The organism is Ruegeria sp. SATB027, from assembly GCF_059613825.1.
In genome coordinates this window covers 1-10724 of sequence record NZ_JBXWTH010000052.1, presented here as the reverse complement: position 1 = coordinate 10724, position 10724 = coordinate 1, and the positions used below count along the sequence as shown (strand labels likewise).

Below are 10724 nucleotides of genomic sequence, written 5' to 3'. Positions count from 1 at the left end.
GAGGTTTGCAGCGGTTCGTAACCACCCACCAGCCGTTAGAAATTGCTTCCGCGTCCCGGCACGTCGTCGCTCCGCACTAACAATCCGTTGTCACCGCCTCGAGGCAACTAACGCCTGGAATGCTGCCACTCGAGCCGCTTGAATCCCGACCATCAGCATTCCTTCGTCGACCGGACGTTAACGTGACAACACCCGCGTACGTCCTGATTCATAAACATCTCCTTTGTCCCCGACTGCGAGGTTAAAGGAAATGTCCCGCGAGTAACGGCATATCTACAGGCGAGTCATTCTGCTCGCCAGATATGCACCCAAGCCACAACGGAAATGGCTAACCAGACACCCGTGCGCAAGGTCATCGCGCCGAGGGTGCGCATCTCATAGGCATTGCCTTGCAGCACATGAGCGCCGAAGGCCAGAAAAACCAGAACGGTGGCAACCAGAATGCCTGTTGATATCCAGGCCGCTGACCGGTGCCGTAGAAACAGTCCAAAGCCGGCCACGACATAGGCGAATCCTGCCAGAAAGTTGAACCACAGCACGAAGGGCACTGCATTACCAACGGCGGCGCGTGCTTCATCGCCACCAAACAAGGCCCGTCCGCCTGAGAAAACAGTCAACGCGCCGAACACTATTGCCAAGCTCGCCGCTATGTTCAGGGCGCGGTTGCCAGTGGTTGCATTTTTCATGTCACGCCCCTTTCGTTCCATCAAGTCGGCCGTCGCGTAAGTGGAACAGCTTGTCGAACCGGTCGTAGATCTTTTCATCATGCGTTACCGCGATGATGCAGGCATCTTGCTCAGCTGCGAGCTTGCGCATCAGGTCCATCACGATCCCGGCCCGCTGGCTGTCAAGCGCCGCAGTTGGTTCATCTGCCAGAATGATGCGCGGGCTGTTGGCAAGGGCGCGTGCGATGGCCACACGCTGCGCCTCACCTCCGGACAGAAGTGCGGGCATCGCATCCCTGCGGTGACCGACCTCCAGATAGTCCAGCAGTTCGACAGCGCGCCTTTGCGCCTCGACCGTCGATTTTCCAGCCAGTTTCAGCACCAGAGCAACGTTATCTTTGGCATCGAGAAATGGCAGAAGATTATGGAACTGAAAGATAAACCCGATCTTGTCGAGCCGTAGCCTACGCAAATCGTTTCGCAGCCATTGCTTGTCGTAAACCACCTCATTGTCCAGCGTAACCTTCCCCGTACTCGGAGCAATGATGCAGCCAATGACATTCAGAAGCGTCGTTTTGCCCGATCCAGACGGGCCGAGTAGTGCCACCACTTCGCCCGCCTCGACTGACAGATCAACACCCTTCAGTGCGTCGACACGAGCATCGCCCTCGCCAAAGTGCTTTGAGACATTGGTAACATCTACAATCACGCGGCGCGGATCATTGAGCATGACGTCACCCTCCGATTGCTGTGGCCGGATCGACCTTGAGTGCTGCACGAACGCCAAGGCCGCTGGCGACGATGCAGACAATGAGGATGATCCCTGCCAGCGCGACGGCGTTGATCGGCTCCAACACAACCCGGCGGGGGAAGTAGTCTTTGACAAGCAGGATAAGGATCAGACCGAAACTCCAGCCAACCGTACCAAGTGCAATGGATTGCTGCACGATCAGCCCGATGATCGTGCGGTCGGGGGCGCCGATCAGTTTGAGTGTGGCGATCTGCTTTAGCTTTTCCATGGTCATCGTGTAGATAATCAATGCGATCACAACGGCTGAAACGGACAATAAGATGCCCAGAAACAAACCTATCTGCCGCTTTGCCCGATCCACCACAGACATTAGCAAGATAGACTCCTGATCGGCTTGTGTCAGGGCCCCAAGATGTTTCCATTGGCGCACCGACTGCGCCACTGCTTGCGGGTCTGCAAGCGGTTCAAGCCGTGCGATCACAGCCGCAACGCTTTCCTGACTTTCGAGCAACCCCGCGCCTCGTGCCTCCTGGACGCGTTGAGCCGACGGGGCCAGTTGCGTCTGTAGCACTTGCGCATCGCGCAAGGTGATAAACGCCGCCGGATCACCGGCGGAATTCATCGTATCCTCGACCAACCCGACCACTGTGAAAGGATCGCGGCCCAGTCGGATCACATCGCCGACGGACAGTCCGGATTTGGCATCTGCCACGATCTCGAAATGGGACTGGCTGATCCTACGCCCTACCGAGATTGCTTCGGGTCCACCGGGGTGACCTGGCTCGTATCCGATCACGTACAGGCGTAGCGTTTCGCCGCGAAAGGGCGCTTCGACGGTCTGGTATGTGATGCTGCCCGCTTCGGACACACCATGCAATCGCCCCACGGCATCACGGGTGCCGTCGGGAATTTTCGAGGCTTCTGCAAACGGTCCGCGTGTACCAGATTCAACAATCCAAAGATCTGCTCGCGGTGCTTTGACGATGTTCAGCGCGTCCGCAACCAGCCCATTGTAAATACCAATCATTGCCAGCACGACCGCCATCAGAAGGCTGAGGCCGAGGCAAGTCAGCATGAAGCGGAACAGATTGTGACGCACATCGCGGTAGGCGAGATTCATGGCGCATCCCTCTCGACGACCCGAACCATGCGTCCCTCGGACAGCCCTTTACCGGGTGTCAAGATGACCTGCGAGCCGTCGGGAATACCACCGACCAGTTCGACCCGCGCATCCTCGGTCCGGTGACCGAAGACTGCCGACACCTGATGCGCACGCCCATCCTGCACGACCCATATAAGACCTTCATGCCCGTCAAAACCGGTTATTGCGATCTCGGGAACCAACATCGCATCGACCAGCTCTGTCACTGTGATCCAAACTTCGGCCTGTTCGCCAAGAAAAACCTGTTCCGGGCACCGATTGCATGCAATCCAGACCCGGCGTTCTTCGTTCACCCGGTCACTTTCTATACCGATCCGCGCGATCTTGCCGGTGAAGACCTTATGCGGCAAAGACCGCAACCTCACTTCGGCAACTTGTCCGAGTTGCAGGGGCCCGGCCCTCTCTTCATCTATGTAGGCCAAAGCCCAAACAGTGTTCGGGTCCAAAAGGGTAAAGATAGGTTCACCAGCGACAACAACTGTACCTGCTTCCACGTGGCGCTCAACAACGACCGCGTCAAAGGGAGCCCGCAACACATGATGATCAAGCAGCACACGCTCGTATTGCAGGGCTGCCTTGGCGTCACTGTGCATGGATTTGGCAACCTCAACATCACTTTCTGCTACGGCCAGATCAGCGGCTGCAACATCGACATCCCGCTGCGCCTCTTCTGCAGCCTGAGTCGAGACGGCATTGCGCCCGGCAAGTTCCTGCTGGCGCGCATTTGTCGACTGCCGTTGCGCAAGAATGGCACGCGCGCGGATCACATTTGCCTCAGCCTTGCCCAAAGTGGCCTCTGCGGCGGCAATCCCGGCTTTGGCGCGCGCGACTTTTGCTTGTTGTTCCGTCGGATGAAGCCGGGCAAGGACTTGCCCCGCTTTGATCGTGTCACCACTGTCGACCGAAAGTTCTGTCAGCGTGGCACCAACTTCAAATCCGACATCTGAGACGATCCGGGCCTCGACCGTCCCCAGCCCATAAACACGAACAGGGACATTCTTTTCAATTGCGGCAGTGGAAACATTAACCGGGCGCTCTGTAAGGACAAGCCAGCCAAAGACGGCGAGGCCGACAGCAAGGGTAACACCGAAGATGATACGGCGGTTCATGGCGAAACCTCTGTTCTTTCTATTCGGAATAGCCGCATCTGAGCGTCGAGCAATCGGTGCCCTTCGGATTCCAATGCGAAACCGCGTTTCCCCAGAGTCCAGCGGATCGCCAACCCTTGTACCAGCGAGATCAACAGTAGCGCTCCGTCTTCAGGCGGCAGGTTTGCGTCGAAGAGGCCCGCTTTCCGTCCGTTGGTCAGCTCGATGGACAGCAATGCGACCAATTCAGTCATCAGCGTAAGAACAGCTTGCCGGAGATCGTCGTTTTCTACCTGTAGCTCGCGCGAGAAAAGTATAGACGGGATGGCCGGCATAGTCTCGATCTGGTGCAATTGAGCCAAAATCAGTGCTTTGATCCGCTCTGCCGGATCGGCAGATGTCCTAAGCGCGTCACCCCACGCGGTTCGGAGGCGTTCAGAAATCTCGTTAGCTACCGCCAACCATAAATCCTGTTTGGTCGCGAAGTGCCGGAAGATTGCGGGCTGCGTCAGCCCGACTGCATCAGCAACCGACTGTGTGGTCAGGCGATCAGGGCCCAACTCGTCCGCGAGGCGCAGCATGGCTTGTACGATCTCGGTCTTGCGTTCATCTGCGGGCTTCCGGGCGGGCATTCGAAACCACTATGTTAGTGAGTAATAACTAACTTATTAAGACGAGATACACTTGACGTCAAGCGCATCTGGATTTGATTACGTTATCAGGGTCGGAAGGGGGAATATGGCACCTTTTGGTAGCGAGAAGATCGACAGGTAAACGGTGGGCAGCACCCGATAACTGCGCGACACCTATAGTCAAACTTTGGGAATAACACGACATCAAGCCGCTTGTGCTCGTCGCTGACTTCAAACGCAACGCAGTCTCCTGTGAGGTTATTTCGCGTCAACGCCGCGTGTCATTTGGAAGGGCATGCCGGATTGCCGGACAAGGCTTTGACCAAACAGATCGACGCAACCTACCTGAAGGTACATCGGGCAGCGATCAGTTTGGGCGTAACAACTGGGGGCGTAGACGCCTGATTGATCGGACCAAGGGTGTCATGAACATAAAGCTGCACGCGTCTGCGACAGTCAGGGGCGTCCGATCAACCTGTTCGCCACCGCTGGAAAGGTCAGCGCTTACATCGGGGCGAGGGCATTGCTAAGGACTCTACCAAATGTCGAGTGGCTTTCGGAAACCGAGGCTATGATGCAGACTGGTTCAGAGAAGCTTTAAAATACTGAAGGCTGTAACGCGTTTTATGGGGCTTTTCGCCTCAATAGGTTTGTTCGGCGGCGCTTTTAACAAAAGCGCCGCCAAATCTTAGCTTACACCGACCTATTTCTTGAGATTGGTCCAAATCTGGTCATAGACCGCCTGAGTTTCCTCGTCGCAGACTTCGAGGAACACGCCTTGTCCCGCGCCCGCATGAGGGTTCTTTTCAGGCTGCGCTGCCAGTTCCGGATCAAGGAACTCGGTCACCCCATTAACGCCCGCGTTATACTGCGCATAGTTGGTCACTGCGGCAATGTTTTCCGGTTCCAGAAGGAAGTCCATGAATTTCAGGGCATTATCGCGGTTCGGCGCATCTTTCAGCAGAACAACATTGTCCATCCACGCCACGTAGCCCTGAGCCGGGAAGGCATATTCGACGTTGGCACCTTCTTCCCGAGCCTTTGCGGAAAAGCCGTCATAGATCTGACCGACTGCCGCATCACCGGACACCAGCACCTCTTTGGCGGTATCCGAGTTGAACGACACCCAGTGCTGTTTGGCGTTCTGAAGCATATCGTTCAGTGCCTTCAGTTGCTCACGATCGTTCGAACACTGCGGGATACCCAGGTGTAGCGAGGCCATGGCCATCACGTCACCTTGGCTGTCCAGCATGTTGATCTTGCCTGACAGTTCGGCGGGTGGGTTGAACAGGATGTCCGTAGTCTGAATGTCGCCACTGTATACATCGCGGTTCACCGCAAACGAGGTCGAGCCCCACTGATACGGGATCGAATGAGTACGGCCCGGATCAAAACTTGGGTCGGCCCATTCGGCCGAGATGTTGCCCTTGTTGACCAACTCGCCCTCGTCGATGGTATCCAGCAGCCCTTCGCCAGCCATGATTTTGACCATGTAATCGCCGGGAACAGCCACGTCATAGGTGCCGATGCCGCCTGCTTTCAACGTGGCCAGCATTGCCTCGTTCGAGTCGTAGGTGTCCATTGTCACGGCGATACCGGTTTGCTCGGTGAACTTGTCCAGCAGTTCCTGCGGTACGTATTCGAACCAGTGATAGACCACCAGTTCACCCTCAGCGACGGCCGCATTGGCTGAAACTGCAAGGGCAAAAGCTGCAGCACTGGATTTCAGAAGATGTTTCATGGATTTGCTCCTTGTTGGGTTATTTTGTGTTGTCAGACTTGCTGACGAAGTAGCTGATCGTAACCATGATGATCGATACGCTCAGCAACATGGTTGAAATCGCCATGATGTTTGGTTTGATGCCCTGCTTGACCGACCCGAAAATTGCGGTGGGCAATGTTTCGACACCCGCACCTTTGACGAAGTTGGTGATGATGAAGTCGTCAAGCGAGACGATGAAGGCCAGCAGAAAACCCGAGATGATCCCCGGCATCATTAGCGGCAGCAAAATCTTGGTGAACGCCTGTCGTTTGGTGGCGTAAAGATCAAGCGCTGCCTGCTCGTAGCTGTCCTCGATCCCCGGCATCCGGGCTGAGATTGGCAGGTATGCAAAGGGAATGCAGAAAGAAATATGGGCGACCAGGATCGTTGTGTAGCCGCGGGTGAATCCGATCGAGTTGAAAAAGATCAGTGTGGCCGTAGCAAGCACGATTTCGGGGACCATGATCGGTAGAGAAATCAGCCCAAATGTTGCCGCACGCAGCTTGAACTTGCCGCCTCGAACCATCGCTGTGGCAGCCAGCGTCGCAATTGTTGTTGCAATGGTGGCCGCGACAATCGCAATGGTAAAGCTGTTGAACGCCGCAGCTTTGAATTTGGCGCTTTCAGGACCGGTAAACACATCGGTATACCAGCGCAGCGAAAGACCTTCCCAGTTGGTGATCGATTGGGATGCGTTGAAGCTATAGATCGTCACGATGACCAGAGGGGCATATAGGATCACCAGACAAGCCAGAGTGACGGTTTTGAAGCCCCTGTAGGACTTGATGTTTTCATTCACCTGCGCCATGACTTACCCCTTCGCCTTGCTGGCTTTGGCCTGCTGACGGGCCGAGATCACCAGGATGATCAACACCATAGTCAGAAGGATCATCGAGGCGGCCGCACCAAACGGCCAATTCCCGGCGTTGCCCTTAAACTGTTCCTCGATCAAAGAACCGATCATGAAGTTCTTTGCACCGCCCAGCAGGTCAGGTGCCAGGAACGAACCCATAGAAGGCACGAAGACCAGAATACAGCCCGCCAACACACCCGGCTTCACAGCTGGCAACACGATCCGGCGCAGCGTTGTCATTTTGCTTGCATAGAGATCTGCAGCAGCTTCGCTCAGCGAGAAGTTATACCGCTCGACAGCTGCGTAGATCGGCAGAACCATGAAGGGCAAGTAGGAATAGAACAAACCCAACTGAACCGCGAAATTGGTGTTAACGATGGCGATCGGGCTGTCGATCAGGCCGATATTGATCAGAAAGTCGTTCAACGGCCCCTGATCCCTTAACAGGAATTTCATCGACACGGTGCGGATCAGCAGGTTTACCCAATAGGGAATTGTAATCAGGAAGACCCACAGCGGGCGTACGCTTTCCGGACGTGTCGCAATGAAATATGCGGTTGGAAAACCGATCACCAGGCTCAGCAGTGTCGCCGCACCTGCTTGCCAGATCGACCGCCAGAAAATAGTGATATAGGTCCACTCGATCTTGGGAGGCTCGTCCCCGAAAAGACCGCGGTCAAAGAAGAACTGATCGTAAGCTGCAAGGCTGAATTCCCAGATCACGCCGCCCCGGAATTCCTTGGTCAGGAAGGAATAGACCAGCATCATCAGAACCGGGGCCAATACGAAGATTGTCAGAACAGCCCAGGCCGGAAGCAAAAGCCAGTTTCTGGCTTCTTTGTACGTGTCGGTTGTTGCGCTGCCGCCGCTTGCTGCACCTGCTGCCATCAGTCCACCAGGAGGCGACCCGCCCCCAGCTCCATGTTGACGAACATGTCCGTGCCAGGCTCAAAGATACGTTTGTTACCACGATCCGAGTTTGACGTGCGCACCACGAAATCCGGGCCATCCTGCAAATCAACGATTGTGCTGATATCGGTGCCGACAAAGATGTTTTCTTTGACGCGGCCTTTCAGGCTTTCGGTTTCAACCGGTTTGTCGGACATGAAAAGACGCTCGGGCCGGATCGACATGTGAACCTTGGAGCCGGGGTTGATCCCTTCGACCTGATCACAGGTCAGCTCGTGCCCGCCGCCCAGATGGCAGATCGCGCGCCCATTGCGGATCTCATCGACCGAGACCTCCAACAGGTTGGTTTCTCCGATGAAATCCGCCACAAACATGTTGCGTGGACGTTCATAGATATCGGTCGGCGTACCCAGCTGTTGCAGTTCGCCGGCGGACATTACCGCGATCCGGTCTGACATTGTCAGCGCTTCTTCCTGATCGTGCGTGACGAAGATGAAGGTAATCCCGGTCTCGCGCTGCAAATGTTTCAGTTCGATCTGCATCGCCTTGCGCAGCTTCAGGTCCAGCGCCGAGAGAGGTTCGTCCAGAAGTAATACCTTGGGCTGTGGAGCCAGCGCCCGAGCCAGTGCAACGCGTTGCTGCTGACCGCCCGAAAGCTGCGACGGCTTGCGGGCCGCAAATTGAGATAGTTGCACCAGTTCAAGCATCTCGCCCGCACGGCTGCGTGCTTCGCTCTTGGGTTTGCCTCGCATTTCCAAGCCGAAAGCCACGTTTTCAAGAATAGTCATATGCGGAAACAGCGCATAGTTCTGGAAAACTGTGTTCACCGGTCGCTGGTTTGGCGGCAGGTTTTCGATCTCTTCTCCGTAAAGGTAGATTGCGCCTTCAGTGACGGATTCAAACCCGGCGATCATTCGTAAAAGGGTTGTCTTGCCGCACCCGGACGGGCCAAGCAACGTGAAGAATTCGTTATCGGCGATCGTGAGTGAGATTGTCTTCAACGCAGTAAAATCGCCATAGCGTTTCACGGCGCTCTGCACATCAATCGCATCTTTTGGGTTGTGTGGCAAAAGGAACCTCCCTTACGCGCATCTGCTTTTTGAAACGATAGAAAAGCAGTGTTGAGGCGTTAAGAACTGTGTTCCTTAGCGTTCGTTAGCAAATACCTAACCCTTGGGTTCACCTTTTGATTTGTAGATATAACGCTCCTGCATGTTTGCTTTGTGACAAACTAACCAACGCTGTGGAAAGCCTGTCTTTTGATCGACCTGCTGGTTGAGCTAGTCGACGTGGGCAAACACGGGGAAAATACTGTCTATGCAATCTAGAAGAAGTGAAGCGGATGCGATCGGGTCAATAGACCTGCCCATTGGGGTTCTGCACGGAATTCAGACCGAGCGTGCACGGCAGAACTTTCCGATCACCGGCGTGCCGCTGTCACATTTTTCCAGCATCGTCGTTGCCTTGGCCATGGTCAAACAGGCCGCCGCTCGGGCAAATTCCGAAATTGGTGGCATTGAGACGCAAAAGGCAAAAGCGATAGATGCGGCCTGCCAGGAAATCATCGACGGCAAGCATCACGAACACTTCGTGGTGGACATGATTCAGGGTGGCGCAGGAACTTCGACCAACATGAATGCCAATGAGGTCATTGCAAACCTCGCCCTAACAAAGCTGGGTTATGCCCCCGGAGAGTACGAGCATCTCCACCCCAATGACGATGTGAACCACGGTCAGTCCACAAATGACGTGTATCCGACTGCCGTCCGGCTTGCTGTGCTTTTTCATGTCGAGCCGCTTTGCGCCGCATTAAAGGGGTTGCAATCTGCATTTGAAGATCGCGCCGGGGCCTTCGCCGACATCGTTAAGGTCGGTCGAACCCAATTGCAGGACGCAGTACCCATGTCTCTGGGCGCCGAATTCAGAGCTTTTGCCGTCACCGTCGGTGAGGATATTGATCGAATCCGCGAAATTGGGCGATTTCTAACGGAAATCAATCTTGGTGGCACTGCAATTGGCACCGGTGTGAATGCCGAAGTCGGCTATGACACGTGCGCCGTTGCCCACCTGGCAGAGATTTCGGGCTTCGACCTCAAACATGCCAGTGACCTGATCGAGGCCTCTTCCGACCTGGGAGGATTCGTCACCTTTTCGGGCATTCTCAAACGTCTGGCTGTAAAACTATCGAAAATCTGTAACGACTTGCGGTTGCTGTCTTCTGGCCCGCGTGCCGGACTGGGCGAGATCACATTGCCTGCAGTACAGGCCGGGTCTTCCATAATGCCCGGCAAGGTCAACCCAGTCATCCCGGAAGTGGTCAACCAAATTTGCTATCAGACCATTGGAAACGATCTGGTAGTGACGATGGCCTCAGAAGCAGGTCAGCTGCAGCTGAATGCGATGGAGCCCGTCGTTGCCTACAATCTCCTGAAGTCGCTGAAGATTCTGATCAATGGTACGAAAGTCCTGACCGAGAAATGTGTTCTCGGTATCGAAGCGAACGCGGATCGCTGCAAGGATCTGCTGGATAACAGCCTAGTTCTTGCCACCGCACTTGTTCCGTATCTGGGGTACGATGCCACTGCGCGCGTTGCCAAACATGCTTTGGCCACCGGTGCATCAATCCGCGATGTTGTTATCGAAGAAGGGTTGGTCCCTGAGAGCGAATTGGACAAGATTCTATCTCCGGTGGCAATGCTCGACAGGGCGGTGCCCTCATGAACCGGTTCTACCTCTCTCGTATATAGCCATTAGCCCGCAACTTGTTGCCTGGTGCGAAGGGGTATCCGAGGCCCCTCTCGGAGAAAACCAAACGACGTATGAAAAGGAGAAAGCGCTACAATGAAGGTACTGGTACCTGTCAAACGCGTGATTGACTACAATGTGAAGGTCCGCGTGAAAG

At 55.2% G+C, this 10724-nt stretch carries 10 protein-coding genes and 2 pseudogenes; 3 read left to right on the top strand and 9 right to left on the bottom strand.

Translation table 11 applies throughout. The features are described from left to right. Window positions 1-142: pseudogene (locus AC2FPW_RS16070) on the top strand (IS6 family transposase); the annotation flags it as partial. A 142-nt stretch (window positions 143-284) separates the two neighbouring features. Here the strand turns inward: AC2FPW_RS16070 and AC2FPW_RS16065 are convergent. The 5 genes from AC2FPW_RS16065 to AC2FPW_RS16045 are packed head-to-tail and all read right to left on the bottom strand — an operon-like array spanning window position 285 to window position 4298. Continuing rightward, a complete protein-coding gene (locus tag AC2FPW_RS16065) occupies window positions 285-686 on the bottom strand; it encodes a hypothetical protein (RefSeq protein WP_496814522.1) in 402 nt (133 codons plus the stop codon). 1 nt (window position 687) lies between these two features. Next, window positions 688-1395: an ABC transporter ATP-binding protein gene (locus AC2FPW_RS16060; protein ID WP_496814520.1), complete on the bottom strand. Its 708-nt coding sequence runs from the start codon at window positions 1393-1395 to the stop codon at window positions 688-690. 4 nt (window positions 1396-1399) lie between these two features. Next, complete coding sequence (locus AC2FPW_RS16055) at window positions 1400-2536, bottom strand: ABC transporter permease (RefSeq protein WP_496814519.1); 1137 nt, start codon at window positions 2534-2536, stop codon at window positions 1400-1402. Next, window positions 2533-3687, bottom strand: coding sequence for an efflux RND transporter periplasmic adaptor subunit (locus tag AC2FPW_RS16050; protein ID WP_496814517.1), 1155 nt, complete (start codon window positions 3685-3687; stop codon window positions 2533-2535). The genes AC2FPW_RS16055 and AC2FPW_RS16050 overlap by 4 nt, the downstream gene beginning before the upstream one ends. Continuing rightward, window positions 3684-4298 (bottom strand): TetR/AcrR family transcriptional regulator, encoded by a 615-nt coding sequence (locus AC2FPW_RS16045; protein ID WP_496814516.1) that lies wholly within the window; start codon window positions 4296-4298, stop codon window positions 3684-3686. Before AC2FPW_RS16045 ends, AC2FPW_RS16050 begins: the two co-directional genes overlap by 4 nt. A 321-nt stretch (window positions 4299-4619) precedes the next feature. Here AC2FPW_RS16045 and AC2FPW_RS16040 point away from each other — a divergent pair. Beyond that, window positions 4620-4901, top strand: a pseudogene (locus tag AC2FPW_RS16040) (transposase); the annotation flags it as partial. A 100-nt stretch (window positions 4902-5001) separates the two neighbouring features. On the opposite strand, the gene AC2FPW_RS16035 reads toward AC2FPW_RS16040, so the two are convergent. The 4 genes from AC2FPW_RS16035 to AC2FPW_RS16020 are packed head-to-tail and all read right to left on the bottom strand — an operon-like array spanning window position 5002 to window position 8892. Continuing rightward, entirely contained in the window at window positions 5002-6039 is a 1038-nt protein-coding gene (locus AC2FPW_RS16035; RefSeq protein ID WP_496814515.1) for an extracellular solute-binding protein, read from the bottom strand. A 19-nt stretch (window positions 6040-6058) separates the two neighbouring features. Beyond that, a complete protein-coding gene (locus AC2FPW_RS16030; RefSeq protein WP_496814513.1) occupies window positions 6059-6868 on the bottom strand; it encodes an ABC transporter permease in 810 nt (269 codons plus the stop codon). A gap of 3 nt (window positions 6869-6871) precedes the next feature. Continuing rightward, window positions 6872-7801, bottom strand: coding sequence for an ABC transporter permease (locus AC2FPW_RS16025; RefSeq protein WP_496814512.1), 930 nt, complete (start codon window positions 7799-7801; stop codon window positions 6872-6874). Continuing rightward, entirely contained in the window at window positions 7801-8892 is a 1092-nt protein-coding gene (locus AC2FPW_RS16020) for an ABC transporter ATP-binding protein (protein ID WP_496814510.1), read from the bottom strand. The genes AC2FPW_RS16025 and AC2FPW_RS16020 overlap by 1 nt, the downstream gene beginning before the upstream one ends. A 247-nt stretch (window positions 8893-9139) precedes the next feature. Between AC2FPW_RS16020 and AC2FPW_RS16015 the strand changes: the two genes are divergently transcribed. After that, window positions 9140-10543: an aspartate ammonia-lyase gene (locus AC2FPW_RS16015; RefSeq protein WP_496814508.1), complete on the top strand. Its 1404-nt coding sequence runs from the start codon at window positions 9140-9142 to the stop codon at window positions 10541-10543. Window positions 10544-10724 lie beyond the last annotated feature (181 nt).

What these genes read in the sequence shown, in the direction of transcription:
- AC2FPW_RS16065 (WP_496814522.1), bottom strand. Translation starts at nt 686, where the DNA reads ATGAAAAATGCAACCACTGGCAACCGCGCCCTGAACATAGCGGCGAGC.
- AC2FPW_RS16060 (WP_496814520.1), bottom strand. Translation starts at nt 1,395, where the DNA reads ATGCTCAATGATCCGCGCCGCGTGATTGTAGATGTTACCAATGTCTCA.
- AC2FPW_RS16055 (WP_496814519.1), bottom strand. Translation starts at nt 2,536, where the DNA reads ATGAATCTCGCCTACCGCGATGTGCGTCACAATCTGTTCCGCTTCATG.
- AC2FPW_RS16050 (WP_496814517.1), bottom strand. Translation starts at nt 3,687, where the DNA reads ATGAACCGCCGTATCATCTTCGGTGTTACCCTTGCTGTCGGCCTCGCC.
- AC2FPW_RS16045 (WP_496814516.1), bottom strand. Translation starts at nt 4,298, where the DNA reads ATGCCCGCCCGGAAGCCCGCAGATGAACGCAAGACCGAGATCGTACAA.
- AC2FPW_RS16035 (WP_496814515.1), bottom strand. Translation starts at nt 6,039, where the DNA reads ATGAAACATCTTCTGAAATCCAGTGCTGCAGCTTTTGCCCTTGCAGTT.
- AC2FPW_RS16030 (WP_496814513.1), bottom strand. Translation starts at nt 6,868, where the DNA reads ATGGCGCAGGTGAATGAAAACATCAAGTCCTACAGGGGCTTCAAAACC.
- AC2FPW_RS16025 (WP_496814512.1), bottom strand. Translation starts at nt 7,801, where the DNA reads ATGGCAGCAGGTGCAGCAAGCGGCGGCAGCGCAACAACCGACACGTAC.
- AC2FPW_RS16015 (WP_496814508.1), top strand. Translation starts at nt 9,140, where the DNA reads ATGCAATCTAGAAGAAGTGAAGCGGATGCGATCGGGTCAATAGACCTG.